This is a genomic window from Rhodococcus sp. 06-1474-1B (assembly GCF_002258885.1).
GTDB lineage: Bacteria > Actinomycetota > Actinomycetes > Mycobacteriales > Mycobacteriaceae > Rhodococcoides > Rhodococcoides fascians.
Genome location: NZ_NOYR01000034.1, coordinates 539,798 through 555,353 on the forward strand (window position 1 = coordinate 539,798; position 15,556 = coordinate 555,353).

Annotated in this window: 13 protein-coding genes; 3 read left to right on the plus strand and 10 right to left on the minus strand. The window is 61.8% G+C overall.

Annotated elements, in window-relative coordinates:
• Positions 1 to 169 precede the first annotated feature (169 nt).
• The gene (locus tag CH266_RS24400; RefSeq protein ID WP_255176012.1) at positions 170 to 1,636 is read left to right on the plus strand and encodes a sugar transferase; all 1,467 of its coding nucleotides are present in this window, start codon (positions 170 to 172) and stop codon (positions 1,634 to 1,636) included.
• A gap of 59 nt (positions 1,637 to 1,695) precedes the next feature.
• Here CH266_RS24400 and CH266_RS24405 read toward each other — a convergent pair whose 3' ends face one another.
• Genes CH266_RS24405 through CH266_RS24445 form a run of 9 tightly spaced genes read right to left on the minus strand, consistent with a single transcriptional unit; the run spans position 1,696 to position 11,780 of the window.
• On the minus strand, positions 1,696 to 3,192 hold the full coding sequence (locus tag CH266_RS24405) for a cellulase family glycosylhydrolase (protein ID WP_176457199.1): 1,497 nt from the start codon (positions 3,190 to 3,192) through the stop codon (positions 1,696 to 1,698).
• A gap of 28 nt (positions 3,193 to 3,220) precedes the next feature.
• Complete coding sequence (locus CH266_RS24410; RefSeq protein WP_094716341.1) at positions 3,221 to 4,471, minus strand: acyltransferase family protein; 1,251 nt, start codon at positions 4,469 to 4,471, stop codon at positions 3,221 to 3,223.
• Positions 4,464 to 5,954, minus strand: coding sequence for an O-antigen ligase family protein (locus CH266_RS24415; protein WP_094716342.1), 1,491 nt, complete (start codon positions 5,952 to 5,954; stop codon positions 4,464 to 4,466). Before CH266_RS24415 ends, CH266_RS24410 begins: the two co-directional genes overlap by 8 nt.
• The gene (locus CH266_RS24420; RefSeq protein ID WP_255176013.1) at positions 5,900 to 7,003 is read right to left on the minus strand and encodes a glycosyltransferase; all 1,104 of its coding nucleotides are present in this window, start codon (positions 7,001 to 7,003) and stop codon (positions 5,900 to 5,902) included. The genes CH266_RS24415 and CH266_RS24420 overlap by 55 nt, the downstream gene beginning before the upstream one ends.
• Positions 7,000 to 8,163 (minus strand): lipopolysaccharide biosynthesis protein, encoded by a 1,164-nt coding sequence (locus CH266_RS24425; protein ID WP_094716343.1) that lies wholly within the window; start codon positions 8,161 to 8,163, stop codon positions 7,000 to 7,002. Before CH266_RS24425 ends, CH266_RS24420 begins: the two co-directional genes overlap by 4 nt.
• Positions 8,164 to 8,165: 2 nt before the next feature.
• Positions 8,166 to 9,248 (minus strand): glycosyltransferase, encoded by a 1,083-nt coding sequence (locus CH266_RS24430; RefSeq protein ID WP_094716344.1) that lies wholly within the window; start codon positions 9,246 to 9,248, stop codon positions 8,166 to 8,168.
• A 17-nt stretch (positions 9,249 to 9,265) separates the two neighbouring features.
• Positions 9,266 to 9,811, minus strand: coding sequence for an acyltransferase (locus CH266_RS24435; protein ID WP_094716345.1), 546 nt, complete (start codon positions 9,809 to 9,811; stop codon positions 9,266 to 9,268).
• Complete coding sequence (locus CH266_RS24440; RefSeq protein WP_094716346.1) at positions 9,811 to 10,782, minus strand: GDP-mannose 4,6-dehydratase; 972 nt, start codon at positions 10,780 to 10,782, stop codon at positions 9,811 to 9,813. The genes CH266_RS24435 and CH266_RS24440 overlap by 1 nt, the downstream gene beginning before the upstream one ends.
• The gene (locus CH266_RS24445; RefSeq protein WP_032387709.1) at positions 10,779 to 11,780 is read right to left on the minus strand and encodes a GDP-mannose 4,6-dehydratase; all 1,002 of its coding nucleotides are present in this window, start codon (positions 11,778 to 11,780) and stop codon (positions 10,779 to 10,781) included. The genes CH266_RS24440 and CH266_RS24445 overlap by 4 nt, the downstream gene beginning before the upstream one ends.
• A gap of 249 nt (positions 11,781 to 12,029) precedes the next feature.
• On the opposite strand from CH266_RS24445, the gene CH266_RS24450 reads away from it, so the two are divergent.
• Positions 12,030 to 13,352, plus strand: a complete 1,323-nt coding sequence (locus CH266_RS24450; protein ID WP_094716347.1) for a polysaccharide biosynthesis tyrosine autokinase — start codon at positions 12,030 to 12,032, stop codon at positions 13,350 to 13,352.
• A 53-nt stretch (positions 13,353 to 13,405) separates the two neighbouring features.
• Here CH266_RS24450 and CH266_RS24455 read toward each other — a convergent pair whose 3' ends face one another.
• Positions 13,406 to 13,975 carry an acyltransferase gene (locus CH266_RS24455; protein WP_094716348.1) on the minus strand — a complete coding sequence of 190 codons (570 nt, stop codon included), beginning with the start codon at positions 13,973 to 13,975 and terminating at the stop codon, positions 13,406 to 13,408.
• Positions 13,976 to 14,196: 221 nt separating this feature from the next.
• Here CH266_RS24455 and CH266_RS24460 point away from each other — a divergent pair, with 221 nt between their 5' ends.
• A complete protein-coding gene (locus CH266_RS24460) occupies positions 14,197 to 15,300 on the plus strand; it encodes a glycosyltransferase (RefSeq protein ID WP_094716349.1) in 1,104 nt (367 codons plus the stop codon).
• Positions 15,301 to 15,556 lie beyond the last annotated feature (256 nt).

The following is a 15,556-nucleotide window of genomic DNA, read 5'->3' on the forward strand; positions in this document are numbered from 1 at the left end:
TGTAACGACCTGCGTCTACCTGCCGATCTTCATCAGGACAAAGCAAGTAGGACCAGCTAGTCTGCTCCGTGGGGTGGCACGCAGTCGTGTCGATCGCGCAGGGCGCGATACAGCGGATGCATAGGGGAATCAGTTGGCGATCAGCGGCTCGGGCGCGCTGGGATCGGTCGTGTCTCGACGCGACGCTCGGCGGTTGCGCAAGGTGACCTCGCGTCGTGAGTGGGAGTCGCACTACATCGATGGACTGCGCATCACCGACACGCTGGTGGTCCTCCTCGCCGTGACGGTTGCGCAGATCATCCGTTTCGGTGAGATCGACTTTCGCAATCCATGGTCGATTGCCGGCTACATCGGCGTATCGGGTGCCCTCGCTTTAGTGTGGCCGACGTTCCTCGCCATCTTCCGCACTCGTTCCCCTCGGGTCATCGGCAATGGCTCAGAAGAGTATCGACGCATCATTTCGGCCACGTTCCGGCTTTTCGGCACGGTGGCAATTCTGTCTCTGCTGTTTCGCTTCGACATCGCGCGTCTGTATCTCGCCATCGCATTTCCCGTAGGCCTGATCGGGTTGCTGCTGAGTCGATGGGGATGGCGCAAGGTGGTCGCGCGCAAGCGCGCGCGTGGTGAGTATCAGACGGCGGTGCTCATCGTCGGAAGTAAGAGTTCGGCGTTGTCGATGGCGCGGTCGTTCGAGCGTTCGCCCGGAGCGGGTTACAGCGTGGTCGGCATCTGCTTGCCCAACTACGAGCCCAGCAGCGCCGCGTCCTTCACGATCGACGGCATCGACATTCCGGTGCTGGGGGACGAGCACAGCGTCGTCGAGGCCATCGAGGTCTCCGGCGCAGACACTGTCGCGGTGACGGCAACCGAGCACATCGGCCATCACGGCCTGCGAAAGATGGTGTGGGACCTCGAGAAGAAGAAAGTCGATCTTGTCGTCTCTCCCGGCGTCATGGACGTCGCCGGCCCGCGACTGGTGATGCGGCCGGTCTCGGACTTCCCGCTCATCCACGTCGAGAAGCCGCAGTACAACGGGGCAAAGAAATTCGGGAAGACGGCCTTCGACCTCGTCTTCGCCGCGTCGGTGTTGCTGGTGATCTCGCCGATTCTGCTCACCCTCGCCGTGATCATCAAGCTCACCAGCAAGGGCTCGATCTTCTACAAGTCCGAGCGAATGGGTATGGACGGCAAGCCGTTCCAGATGATCAAGTTCCGCAGCATGGTGCAGGACGCAGACAAGCGGGTGCAGGATCTCGCTGCCCTCAACGAGGGTGCGGGCGTGCTGTTCAAGATGCGCGACGACCCCCGCGTCACATCCGTCGGCAAGGTGATGCGCAAATACAGCCTCGACGAGCTTCCGCAGTTCGTCAACGTCCTCACCCGCGAGATGAGTGTGGTGGGTCCGCGCCCGCCGCTGCGCAGAGAAGTCGAAACCTACGACGGCGAAGTGCGGCGACGATTGCTGGTCAAGCCGGGCATCACCGGGCTATGGCAGGTGAGTGGCCGATCTGATCTGTCGTGGGAAGAAAGCGTGCGTCTGGATCTCTCGTACGTCGAGAACTGGTCCATGACAGGCGATTTGCTTATCATCGCGAAGACCGCTGTTGCGGTCGCCAAGAGCGAAGGCGCGTACTGATCGCGCCGGGTGCATTTGCCCTCTGCCTGGTGGTTCTATTTGTGTCATGTGCCGCTGACCTAGGAAGAAGTGGTCCCCGTCGTCGGTGACCACGCGATTCGCCCGTTCACAAAGTCGATGGCAACGCCGTCTGCATAGGGGTACTCGTCCGTGGTGGGGAAACCGTGTGCTGTTGTCCAGGCCGCGAGAATTGCCCCATGGACGGCGTGGGTTCCGTAAGTGGCGTGACTGAAGACGCGGAAGCCGGCGGGGTTGTCGAAGTCCTGCGTTCCGTTGGCGAAAGGTGCAACGGGCACCAACTGCCAACGGCGCGCAATCGAGCCGACGGGGACGGGAGAGCTGAACCAACCGTTGTTGGTCAGGAAGCGAGTGCCGTTGACATGCTCCTGCGCGAAGCCTCCGCCCATCTCGTAGACCGGCGTGATCGGCGCTCCGAGCGGTGAGTCCCGATTGGCCCCGAACAGTATCGCTTCCTGCCGGGCCGGAAGACCGGCAAGCTGAAGCGTGGCGACCGTGGCCAAGGCAGACTTGCCGGAGTAGTCGGTGTTCACCACCCCGAAGCGGTCCTCGTCATCGTTGCTGCTCGAGTTCGCGTCTCGTACGGTATAGATGTAGAAGGCACCTGCATACGAGACTTCGGTCCATTGCAGCAACGTGTTCATGATCAGGTCGGACTGCTGCTGTGGCGTCAATATTGTTGTCGGAGCGCCATATTCGGTAATCCATATCTTCTTGTCTCCATCCCCGTAGCGTCTCATGATCGAGTGCATTTCGACCATTTGACGCATCGGAGAGTTGTCGTAGAGTGCACCGATCGCCAATGGTGCTGCGTAGTCGTAGGGGTGAAACGAGAGTGCATCGAAGTGGCCGTGTAGTCCCGCGGTGTACATCTGGTTCAGGAATTCGATCGCATGCACTTTGCCGTCACTGTTGTCAGCTGGCCCCATCGCGCCGGCAACGACCGTGGCAGTCGGACTTGCTGCCTTGATCTTGGGATAGGCGGCGCGAACCATCGACGTGTAGAAGGCGGCATCGGGCGTCGGTGCGAAGAACTGCCGCCCGTTGGGCTCGTTCCATATCTCGTACGCCGAAATTCGGCCGTTGTACCGCCCGGCCGCGGTACCGGCGAAGGCACCGAATGCGGCGGCGGACGCGGGCCGGGTCGTCACTGTGGGAGCAGTTCCGTAACCCGCCCACGTCGGACACGACCAGAGGACGCCGAGGATGTTCAGGTTGCGTGCCCGCGCGGCGTCGACCACGTAGTCGACCATGCTCCAGTCGTATGTCGCCGGGTTCGGCTGTACGACATGCCACATGATGTCGATGCGTACGACAGTGCCGTGCGAGGCGGCTATGACGTCGAGTGTTCGATCTACGTCTGTGGTGGCACCGAACAGCAAACTCGAGCCTGTGGAATACCCGACTGGAACGGGTGCGGTCTCGGGTGGGTTCTCCGCGGGACCGAGCGTCCGTGTTGGTGAATCGAATCCAGCGATAGCCAGGGCACCCACCACTGACCCGGCGGCCACCGTTCCGATGAAGAGGCGACGTGACACGACCTGGCGGCCAGACCTACTCATATGGCTACGCCCACAATCGCATCGCTGGTCTTTCGATCACCACGTAGGTGAGGCTCGCGATGGCGATCGTGGCGCCGCAGAGAGCCGCGAAGCTCCAGAGCACGCCGAAGTATGTGGCGGGTACTGGAATATCTGCTCGCTCGGCGAGCAACATGACCGGATAGTGCCACAGGTAGATCGACAGCGAGATGGTTCCGACGTACTTGATCGGCCGCCAATCTGTCACTGCGGCAATCGAAGAGTGCTCGCCGCGCGCGAGCGGGGTGATGATCAGCAGGACCAGGGCGGCGGAGGCGATCGCGAACGGCGTGGCCATCACACGGGGAGCAACAACGAAGCAGCAGAGCGCTGTTGCCAGAAAGACGAGCACGGTAACCCCGAGGGCGGCTTGGATGCGGATCGTCGACCACGCCTTGAGTGCCCCGCCGCCGATTGCGACGTACACGACGGCCGCGATCATGCCCATGGCGAAGTTGTCTGCGAGGGCCAGGAAGCTACGGGATAGAACGGCGATCCAGTTCGGACCCCAGAAACGCTCCAGGGGTGTCAGCTGTGGGTTGGCATTCTGGAGCGCGATGACGACGGAGGTGGTGACGGCACCGACGACGATCAGAACGGCTGGGGCGATCAGCGCCAGTCTCAAAGTCGATATCGATGTCTTGCGGCTGAGCCAGAATGTCCCCATCGCCATCAGCGGCAGCAGCAGATAGAAGGTCAGTTCCACGGTCAACGACCACGAGGGATTCAGTCCGGTCTGCAACGTCGACGGGAAGAAGGATTGGGTCAGGGTGAGTTGAGCCAGCAGGTGAAAGGGGTTGGTGATCATGCCCGTTCCGGCGTCCGACGTGGTCCATCCGACACTGACTGGATTGACCACATACGAGGCCTGCAGGATGAAGTTGGTGACCAGGAATATGAACAGGTATGCCGGAAAGATGCGCCGCACGCGTGCGATGAAGTAGCGCCGAGTCGACGGTTGTGTGTTGCCCGCGTACAGCTTTCGTACATATGGCAGGTAGAGCAAGAAACCCGACAGAACGAAGAAGAACGTCAGTCCTTGTCCCAGGAAGTCGATGCGAATGGTGTCGACGATGTTGGGGGCGTAGTGGGCCGATACGTGCACCAGTAGGACTGACAGACATGCGATCCCACGAGGTCCCTCGAGTCCGCTGAGCCATGTCTGCTTCGGCGGTTCGGAGCCTGGCGTAGGTGGTGCTGTCTGCTTACGCATGTGCTCGAGTGAGTGCTTAGGCATGGTGCTTGTTCACCTTTCGCGGTGGCGCTGGCGGTGCAACGGGTCTATCCACGAACGGAAGTGGCTGTGGCGCTGAAATGTTCGAGTCGTCAGTTGGTTCCACAGCATCTGCCGCAACGAAGGTCAGCAACACGACGAATGCGAGCGTCACCGAGGGGTTGGTGATGACGGGAAAGTCCAGCTGCAGCCCTACCAGTGAAAAGCCCACGAGGCCGGCCCCGGCCACCCCGCTTTCCCAGGGTTCCTTCCGCGCATTTCGGTGCGCGAGGACGGCTCCTGCGACGAGGACGAGGACGAAGGCAAGGCCGACGAAGATGCCCCCGCGATAGATCGATACCAGCGGCGAGTTCGCGACGTAGTTGGCGTTGTACCCCGCCACCTCGTTGGTGAATTCGTCTATTCCCCAGCCCTTGCCGAAAAGCCAGTTTCCCTCCATGGCAGCAGGGAAATCCGAAAGGGCTGCGGTGCGGGCGCGGGTGCCGGTATCGGAAGCTGAGAAGGAATCGAAAATTCGATCGGCAACAGCGGGTACAGCGAGGGTGGAAGCGGCCGCGGCGATGCAGCCGGCAATGATCGTGATGCGCTTGTCGGCCCGCATCTTCTGGAACATCAGCAACGCGACTGCGGCGACGACTACGGAGAACATGGCACTTCTGCTCAGAGTGATCACCAAGGCTCCGCCGATGATGAGGGCATAGACAATTCGCTGCCGACCGCGTAGCAGTGCACACGCGAGGGTCAGTCCCACGAGGGTGAAGATCCCGGCGACGTTGGGATCGATGTAGGTTCCCGTCAACCGCACGACCTGCGTCATGCCATCCTGGTAGAAGCGCAGGTGCGTACCGATGATGCCGGTGTTTCCGTATCCGAACGGGGCGAGGTGGTTCATCCACGAGCCGGACTTGTCGAGAAAGAACATAGCCAGCGCGAAGACGGATCCGGTGCCGACGCCATAGACGAAGACGCGGCCGAAGCGGCGTAGATCATCCTTCGCCAACCGCAGCAGTGGGAAAATTACCGACATTGCGACGAGCCACCGAGTGAACTCGGTGATGTCCTGCATCCTTACCGCCGTGGCGATCAGCGAAACGAAGGATGCCGCGATGAGAATCAGCACGGTGATCTCGACAGGGTCGATGGGGCCGAGTTGGATTGGATGTGTCATCGCAGAAATCCACACCATTACAACCATCAGCAACGCGATGGGTAGACCCGCGCCTGGGAGCACAGCGAAGGGCGCACATCCCGCGCTGAACGCCAAGCCCACGTAGGACCAGCGTGGTTGCACCACAGCGACAGTGACGGCGGCCAGACCGGCGATGAGCGCGGCCCCGAGAGTCAGACCGAGCTTCTGGCCGCTGCCCAACCCGATGCCGAGCACCAGGGGCAACGCCACTGTGATGAACACGGCCCCGAGTGCCGCACGATTCAGCACGGTCGGAGCCAGTCGTTCACCGAGTCGTGCGGCACCCGGCTCTGCCAACGTTGCTCGCCTCGCTCGTAGAGCTCGCGGCCTGCGGCGACAGCGGCCGACCGGTCCAGTAGGAATTTGCGACACCGTTCGATGGCGACCGCCGGATCGGCGATGCCCTCGATGCCCAGAGCGGAAGACAGGGAGCCGACCGCCGCGGGAGTACCGACGACGGGCAGACCGCGGCTGGCTGCATCGAGAATCTTCACGCGGACGCCGCCCCCAGTAGCGATCGGTGCCACGAGCGCGCGGCAGGTGTCGAGGAAGCCGGCCAGATCGTCGACGAATCCGAGATCACGGACCCCGTCGGGCAGGTCGAGATCGGCCGCGTCGGGATGGGGCGTGCCGACGATGCAGAGCTCGGCATCGTCGATGCCCGCACAGATCTGCGGCCACCAGCCCAGCAGAATCTTGTAGGCCTCCTGATTCGGAGGCCACGTGCGATCTCCGAAGAACACCAATCGATTGCCGGAGTTCGCGATGTTCACTTGCTTCTTGGGAGGGAGTGTCAGATCCAGCCAGTGTGTACGGGCGATACCTGCGCGTCGGTAGAACTCGGCCTCGTCCTCGTCGTAGGTGCCCACGGTGTACGCCCCGCGGGCGACGCGCAGTTCGTCGCGCAGGATGCGCGTGGAATCGAGCTTTCCGATCAGGCCCCGGGTCGCCTTCCACACCAGAGTCTCGGAGACGACTGTGCTGACGGCAAGGGGGATGGTGCCGGCCTTGGTGGAGCGGAGGAACGGCTCGGCCATGTAGGTGTGGTCAGCGACGAAGATGTCGGAATCGGTGTCGTCGATGGCGGCGACGACGGAGTCGATGTCGAACCTGCTGTGCACCAGACTCTTACGGTAGCGAGCGCTGCGCAGGGCGATGGTCTTGATATCTGCGTCGGCCTTGGGAACTCGCCGCCAGCCGTCGGCTGTGCTCTCGGGCCGAGTCGACAGGCAGATGGCCCGGACGTCGTAGGACTCGGCGGCAATACCCATCACCAGTCTCGCCATGGTCAGATCACCGGTGGATTCGTGGCTGGGATCCTTCGCCAGCAGGAAGGTCGCCTTCACGACGGTTTCACCTCCGCGGGACGGTGTACGTAGATCGCGCGACGGTAGACGACGAGCATGGCGAACTCGCAATACACGCACGCGATGGCTGCGCCGTACCCACCGAGCCAATGCGCCAGAACGAACACCGAGACCACCTTCAGCGTCGCCACACTGGCTGTGGCGCGCACTCTCAGTGCATCTCGATGTTGCAGCGACAGGATCATCGTGAACACGAAGTTGACCGATCGGCCGAAAGCGAAGAGCGACAGGATAAGTGCCACGTAGCCGACGTCGTCGTAGCCTCCCCACAGCAGCACTCCGACGCCCACGGCTGCCATCGCCGCTGCCGTCGTCAGCGAGACCTTCACGATGTTGTTCACCGGGGGAGCGGAATCGACGTGGCCGTGCGCATCGCGCAGCGAATTTACGAAGGTGTTCGCATAATTCTGTCCGATCGAGGCGATGGCCAGGGCGGTGACGATCGCAACCGAGTAATAACCTGCCGCATCGGATCCGGCAACGTACCCGATGATGAGGACGTCTCCCGATGCGTATGCCGCGGCGGCGAATGCTTCGGAGGACAGCAGGGTGATCTCGCGTCGGTTGCCCGACATCTGGGGTGCGCGTCCCGGTACGAACCTCAGCGTGGCGCACCAGATCACGATGTACGGCAACAGATACAGCGTGCTCGAAACGTACAGCTGCGGATCCTGTGCCAGGTACAGGTACGAGCCACCAAGGCCGATGGCGACGAGTTGTCGTGCGGCGTCGAACCGCATGGTGACATCCGGTCTGCTCTCCCGCAGGTAGCTGCTCTTGAAGGTATTGAACAGCAGCTCGCCTGCGGCGACGACAATCGCGAATCCGGCCACGTACCACTGGGTGTACACGGCGATCCCGATGGCCGCGATGGCGGTACCGAACAGCACACGCAGGCATCGTTCACGCTGGAAATCGTCCTCGGATACCCGCAGTGACCGGACGAAGAAGGCGTTGTCGAGCGGAGCGTTGAGCAGTGCTGCACCGGCGAATCCCATTGCGTAGATTCCGTATTCGCCGACACCGAGAGTGTGAATCATCGCCGCTGTCCACAGCAGGCCGAACACTCGTCCGCTGTAGCTCCAGAACGAGGCGAGCCCGGCGCGGACGATGTTGCTGTTCGGAACGACTCTGGGCATGGCTACAGGTCCGCCCAGGCGTCGAGGAAGGGTTGCGCGCACCGGTCGATGGTGCGGGCATGCCGCAGTGTGCGGACTTCGGCCTCACTGGCACGGAGCTGGCCCTCGTCGCAGATGATCGAATTCGCCTTGGCCGCAATGGCGTCGATGCCACCCTCGACTCCGATCGCCCCGCCTTCGGACGAGGTCTCCACCAACGAGCCGTCGAGAATGCAGATGATCGGGGTGTTGTAGGCGAACGAGCGGGACACCGCACTCGATGCGGCCCATACCTTTCCGTACGGATTGTCCTTGGAGTACGGCACGATCAAGAAGCGGAAGGAGGCGAAAAAGGCATCTTCTTTCTCGTCGTTGACCTCGCCCAGAACCTGCACGCCCTCGGTGGCGGGCAGCGTGTCGGTGCCGCGTCCGGCCACCACGATTCCGATCGAATCATCGAGTTGCTCGCGCAGCCGGCCGATGAGCTCGAATCCCTTGCCCTTGTAGACGTGGCCGAACATGCCCACCGCGGCAGGTCGTTCGGCCAGCGGGGGCAGCTCGCCGCGCGCCGGTACGAAAATACGCGAGGCCACCGTGGTGGAACCGGTCATCTGCATGCCCACGTTGTCGGCACCGATGCTCGTGAGCGCGAACAGGGTGCGGCCCCTCGTGGCTCGACGCTGCAGTGCCGCGATCAGGGGTCGGGTGGGGTAATGCACGGCGTGATGCAGTAGCCGAAATCGATAGAGCAGCTTGGTCTTGAACGGCCACCACGCCGGGTTGGGGGCGTCGTGCACCGTGGAGGTCACCGGGATACGGCGGGGGAGCCACGAGGCCCAGAACGTCGAGAGCGATCCGGCGCTTTGCTCGAAGTGCACGATTACGGGGCCGCGCTTCTCGGCCGCGAGCACCGAGGCACGCACTGCACGGACGTTGGTGAGGACGTCGCGGACGGTCTCGGCACCGTCGGTGGCGATGCGGTACTCGATCACTTCGAGGAAGTGATCGCGGACCGAATCGAGGAAGTCGTCGGCATAGTCGCCCACACCGCTTCGGCCTGCGGACGGGGCGATGTAGACGAGTCGGGTCTCGGCGAGGGGAGCCATGATCTTCTGCCTTCTCGTCAGTACAGCAGGGGTCGAAAGACAGGGTGGTAGTCCAGAGTCGATGTGCGGGTTCCGACAACCTTGGCGGGGATCCCGGCCACGATCTCCATATCTGCGACGGACTTTCGCACCAGCGAACATCCGCCGACGACGGCACCGTCGCCGATGGTCAACCCCTGAAGGACGGTGGCCCTGCTGGCGATCCAGGCGTGATGGCCGATCCGGACAGGACCGAGCTCTACCGCGAAGTCGTCACTGTGCACGAGGTGTTGGCCGGTGATGATGTGTACGTCGGACGCCAGCACCACACTGTTCTGGAGGGTGAGGCCGCCGCGGGCGTCGAGCATGCAGTCGAATCCGATGGAACAGTTGTCTCCGATCACTAGGCGATCGATACCCAGCACCGTCGTGCCCATCATGATCGAAGTGTTGGTCCCGATCGTGGCTCCGAACTTTCGGAGAAATGACTGCCTGATCCAATGCGAGGGGATGCGGGTGATGGCCCAGTTGAAGATTCGCTCGCCCAGCTGAGTGGTGCGACGGCTCTGGTAGACATCGGTCATCAGGACCGTCCTTCGGTCAGCGCCAGGTCGTGTTCCACCATCGCGGCGACGACGTCGGCGAAGCGCTTGGTGGGCTCCCACTCCAGCTCTGCCCTGGCTTTGCTTGCGTCGCCCACCATTTCCGCAGACTCCGCGGGCCTGCCGAACGCGTCGGAGGTGGTGACGAAGGAGTGCCAGTCTTCGATCCCCGCGGCATGGAATGCGGCCGCGACGAACTCTCGTACAGAATGGGCTTCGCCGGTGGCGATGACGAAGTCACCACCGGTCTCGTGCCCGGCCATACGCAGCGCCGCATCCACGTAGTCGGGGGCCCACCCCCAGTCGCGACGAGCATCGAGATTTCCCAGTTCCAGAGTCGACTGGTGGCCGTGCGCAATGGCCGCTGCTGCTGCGGTGATCTTGCGTGTCACGAAACGATGTGGGCGAAGAGTGGATTCGTGGTTGTAGAAGATTGCGTTGCTGGCCCTCAGACCCCGGGCGCGATACATCTGCACGATGTGGTGGCTGAACGCCTTGGTTGCTCCATAGGGGGAAAGTGGGGCGATAGCTGTGTTTTCGTCCTGGGGAGAGGACGGGGTTCCGGCAAATATTTCTGCGCTCGACGCGTTCACCAGAACGCGGTCTATGCCGGTCGTGTTCTGTAGATCCAGTAGTGAGTCGATGATTGCAACAATCGACTGTCCGTTCACAGCCGTGGTCTCGATCGGATGGCTCCATGAATACGCAACCGAGGATATTCCGGCGAAATGAAACACCAAGTCTGGTTCGGTGTCATAAACAATCCGGCGGCATGCATTTTCGTTGCGTAGTTCGACTTCGACGACGGAAAGTCCGCAAATATCGCCTATATCCGAGTGGTCGGTTTCCGGCTGCACGGTGCCGATTACTTCGTATTCGAGTTCCGTAAGTCGCCGGGCCAAAATGTTGCCGTCCTGTCCGGCGACGCCGGTGATGAGTGCGCGGGGGCTCACCGGAGGGCCGGCCCCTCGGCGCGCTCGGCGCGCAGCAGTTCCAGATCGCTACGGACCATGAGCCCCACCAGGTCCGGGAAATCCAGGGTGGGCTTCCAACCGAGGACGCTGCGTGCTTTGGTGGCGTCGCCGATCAGAAGGTCGACTTCGGCGGGGCGCATGAAGGCGGGGTCGATGTGGACTTTGTCTGTCCAGTCGTCGATGCCTACTGCGGCGAATGCGTGGTCGAGTAGCTCGCGAATGGAGTGGGTTTCACCGGTGGAGATGACGTAGTCGTCGGCGTGGTCTTGTTGGAGCATCAGCCACATGGCTTCGACGTAGTCGCCTGCGAAGCCCCAGTCGCGTTTGGCGTCGAGGTTGCCCAGGGCGATGTTCTCCTGTAGTCCCATCGAGATGCGGGCGACGGCCATCGAGACTTTGCGGGTAACGAATTCCGGTCCGCGGCGGGGTGATTCGTGGTTGAACAGGATGCCCGAGCTGGCGTGCAGTCCGTAGGATTCGCGGTAGTTGATGGTCATGTAGTGCCCGTAGACCTTGGCTACGCCGTAGGGGCTGCGGGGCCAGAGCAGGGTGTGTTCGTTCTGCGGTACCTGTTGGACTTTACCGAACATTTCACTGCTCGATGCCTGGTAGAACCGCACGTGTTTGCCGGAGCTGTCCTGGTAGAAGCGCAGTGCCTCGAGCACGTTGAGTACGCCGCCTGCGGTGACGTCGGTGGTGAGACGCGCGTTCTCCCAGGAATACGCGACGAAGGAGATTGCGCCGAGGTTGTAGACCTCGTCGGGTTGGGCGTCGCTGAAGGCGCGCATCAGTGACGACAGGTCGAGCAGGTTGCCGGAGAGGATTTCCACGAACGGGTGCGATTTCTCCAGTAACGTTCGCTTTGGATTGTTTTGGCCCTGTACCAAACCGTAGACCTTGTATCCCTTGGAGTGGAGGAGCTCTGATAGGTACAGCCCGTCCTGTCCGGTGATTCCGGTTATCAACGCACTCTTCATGCTCGCCTCTCGCGCCCTGATGTATCCGCCCCGACGGCTGGCTTATCTTTTCACGTACACGTCGTTCGCGTGCAGTGAACGCAGTGGTGTGAAAATTAGTTAGCGCATACGAAGTGAATGTCATCGACATCGTCGATAATCCTCGGAATGGATGTTGGTTCTGCGCGTGGGGTGAAACAAGATCTACTATTCGACCTTGGTGGTACCGCCCGGTGTCACGTGTGAAGGATTCGGCAGGAGCGCTTCGCGTTGGACATCCGTGAGTACCTGAGGATTTGGCGGTCGCGCTGGGTTTCGATAGGCGTTACCGTTGCCGTCGCGGTGCTCGGGGCTGCCACTGCCAGCGCTCTCAGCACGCCTCTGTACCAGGCATCGACACAGTTGTTCGTCGGTGCCGCGGGTGGGGCATCGGCGAGCGAGGCTTACCAGAACAATCTTTTCGCCAAGGAACGCGTCACCTCTTACGCGAGCCTCGCTGCCGGGAAACAGGTGGCGCAGCGAACGATCGACACCCTCGACTTGGATATGAGTGCCGATGAGCTGATGGAGCGCGTGACGGCTACTCCGGTCCCTGACTCGGTCCTGCTCGACCTGTCGGTCCTGGATTCCGATGCCGACAGAGCGGCGGACCTGGCCAATTCCGTTGCGGAGCAAACTAGTCGGTTGGTGTCCGAATTGGAGGGTTCGGAGGGTGAAGGGTCGCCGGCAGCGGCCACGGTGGTCCAGTCAGCCGCCGTACCGACGAGCCCAGTCTCGCCCCTGTGGGGCCGAAATATCCTGATCGGTCTCGTCGGTGGCCTGTTTTTGGGTCTGATCGTGTCGGTGCTCCGCGACCGCCTCGACGTCTCCGTCAACGACCGGACGCGACTCGGTGATTCGGTCTCGTGCCCGGTGGTCGGCGGGATTCCGTTCGTCAAGATCAAGAAGAGCGCCACCCCGGTGTTGTTCGGCGACAAGTACATCGAGGCGTCAGAGGCCCTGCGAGAACTGAGGACCAACCTGCAGTTCCTCGGTATCGACAATCCGCCACGTGCGATGGTGATCACCAGTGCCGAGGACGGTGCGGGAAAAACTGTCACCGCGGTCGGTCTCGGCGTCGCACTGGGCGAGGCCGGGCACTCGGTGATTCTGGTCGACGCCGATCTACGTAAGGCTCAGCTCGCTCGTCACCTGGGGGTGACGTCCGATGTGGGACTGTCGAGCATATTGACTCATCAGGTCAACGCGAACCAGGCGATCGCAACGTCGACGCATGAGAACGTGCATGTGATGCCCGCCGGGGTGGTTCCCCCCAACCCCAGTGAACTGCTCAGCACTCCCACGTTTCGCAAGTTGATCAGGGACCTGTCCGGGCTGTACGACTTCGTGTTGATCGACTCCCCGGCCGCCCTCCGCTACACCGACGCGGCGTTGCTGGCTGCTGCCTGCGACGGGGCAGTGCTGCTCGCGCGAAGTGGGCGGACCAGAACGACCGACTTGGCGAAGGTGACGGAAAAGATGGGAATGGTCGACGTAACAGTCCTGGGTGCGGTTCTGGTCGGGGCGAAGATCAAGGGCGGCAAGGGGAGATGACGGTGTTGTGACGGCGGACGCCAGTCATCCGGTTGACCGCCCTACCCGCGGCCTCAATACAGAAGAGGCCGAAAGTCGGGGTGGTAGTGAAGTTCGGACTTACGGACACCCAGGTGCGCGGCGGGTACACCGCCCACTATCTCCATGGGGGCGACGTCATTTCGCACCAGTGCGCAGGCGGCAACCACGGCACCGGGGCCGATGTGAACTCCGTCGGTGACGGTCGCACGACTGGCAACCCACGCGTGGTGCTCGATGTGGATAGGTGACCATAGGGCTTTGAAGTCGTCGGAGTGCACGTCGTGGTGGCCACCGACGACATGAACGTCGCTGGCGAGTACCACGTCATTGTCGATGGTCAGGCCGCCCCGGGCGTCGAGTAGGCAACGGAAGCCGATTGAGCAGTTGTTTCCGATGACGAGTTTGCGGATGCCGTGAACCCGGGTGCCCATCATGATCGACGAGCTGCTGCCGATCCGAGTTCCGAACGCCCGCAACCAGTTCTGCCGAATCCAGTGCGACGGGATCTGCGTAACCAGAAGATTGAACAGACGCTCGCCGATCTGCTCGCGGGCCGATGTCGTTTCGGTGTCGAACACGATCTTTTCCCGGGACTTCGTCATGGCTGTCCTTTCGTGGGCATCTTCTGCACCTTAACGGACAGTGGGGCAGGAGTGTCCCTGCCCGACAACAGCATCCGAAAACAAGCAACGAGTACTCGAATGCCGCGAGTAAAAGACATCAGGATTCCAATATATTTCTGCGTTACGCTCGCGCAATTGGTGTAATGATGCGACGATACCGTTCAACAAGTTAAGAGCTACTCCCGCCAGCAGGAGACATCATGCCCGCTCAACTACTCCGAGTTCTTCATGTCTCCGAGGCGTTCGGTGGTGGTGTGCGCACCGCGATGGTGAATTACGTCATTGGAACCCCGGAGTTCGAGCACTCGATGGTCCTGCGACTTCGGGCTGGGCACGAGACCGTCGAGGTGCCCGAAGATGTTGACGTGAAATATGTTTCAGGTGGGCTGATCGATTTCTTCAAGGCAGCATTGCGTGCTGTCGACCAGGGTGACTACGACATCGTGCACCTGCATTCGAGCTACGCCGGCGTGCTTCGCGCGTTTCTCCCCAAAAATGTGCGCATTGTCTACACGCCGCACTGCTACGTGATGGAGGCGAAAAAGTCTGCCTATCGCACAGTGACGTACAGAATGGTCGAGAAGGCGCTCGCACAGCGCCCGCAGCTGTTGATGGCCGTCTCACCTCGAGAAGCCGCGATCGGGCTGTCGTTGAGGCCGTCCATGCACGCCGAAATTGTCGAGAACGTCGCAGTGGCGCTGCCTGTTCCGTTCACCAAAACGCATCGCAACAGTTCCAAGCCGATCATCACGATGGTCGGCCGAATCATGGCGCAGAAGGATCCGTTCTTCTTCGCGGACGTGGCCAGGCGATTGGGCACCGAACGCTTTCGTTTCATGTGGATCGGCGACGGTGACGACGACGGCCGGCTCGCACTGGAAGAGGCCGGCGTCGAAGTCACCGGATGGCTACCTTCCGCCGACGTCTGGGACGCGCTGGAGATCACCGACCTCTACCTCCACACGGCTGCATGGGAGGGTGGCCCGCTGTCCACGCTGGAGGCAGCGGATGCCGGGTGTCCGTTGCTCGCCCGCACCATCCCCAGCATGGAGTCGCTCGGGTATCCGCTTGCAGGCACCGAATCCGAGGCCGTTGCCTCCTCGGTCGAACGGTTCTTCGCAGACCCGGCCTATCGGGAGGATGTGTCGATGACGAGCCGCCAGATCGCCCGCAACGCATCGCTCGAGAACTTGGGCCGCAATCTCGCTCACATGTACGGACGCGCGATGGTCGAGTTGAAGCCGCGCACCGTGCGTGCCGAGCGTGAACACCACCGCGTCGAACGCACGGCGGCCATCAGCTGATCCTTGTCGTGAGGAGTATTGCCCTGCGGGACTCGTACGCGAAGACACATGGATCTAGTGGCAGTCGACGTGGCGGCCATCGCTGATGCGCTCGCTTCTTTTTGCAAAGTCACGTTCCGCAGCATGGTTACTAGATGTCGACTGTCAGGCGAACGTTTGTCTGCACCGAACGAAGGCGTTCGACTCGACTTCTCGCACGTCGAAACCCGGTAGATGAGTGGTGATTTGCTCATCAACGCCTGGACCACTGGCGCAG

Bases quoted from the DNA above. Each gene is read 5' to 3' on its own strand.
- CH266_RS24410 (WP_094716341.1), bottom strand. From the start codon at position 4,471: ATGCCTAAGCACTCACTCGAGCACATGCGTAAGCAGACAGCACCACCT.
- CH266_RS24425 (WP_094716343.1), bottom strand. From the start codon at position 8,163: ATGCCCAGAGTCGTTCCGAACAGCAACATCGTCCGCGCCGGGCTCGCC.
- CH266_RS24430 (WP_094716344.1), bottom strand. From the start codon at position 9,248: ATGGCTCCCCTCGCCGAGACCCGACTCGTCTACATCGCCCCGTCCGCA.
- CH266_RS24435 (WP_094716345.1), bottom strand. From the start codon at position 9,811: ATGACCGATGTCTACCAGAGCCGTCGCACCACTCAGCTGGGCGAGCGA.
- CH266_RS24445 (WP_032387709.1), bottom strand. From the start codon at position 11,780: ATGAAGAGTGCGTTGATAACCGGAATCACCGGACAGGACGGGCTGTAC.
- CH266_RS24455 (WP_094716348.1), bottom strand. From the start codon at position 13,975: ATGACGAAGTCCCGGGAAAAGATCGTGTTCGACACCGAAACGACATCG.
- CH266_RS24460 (WP_094716349.1), top strand. From the start codon at position 14,197: ATGCCCGCTCAACTACTCCGAGTTCTTCATGTCTCCGAGGCGTTCGGT.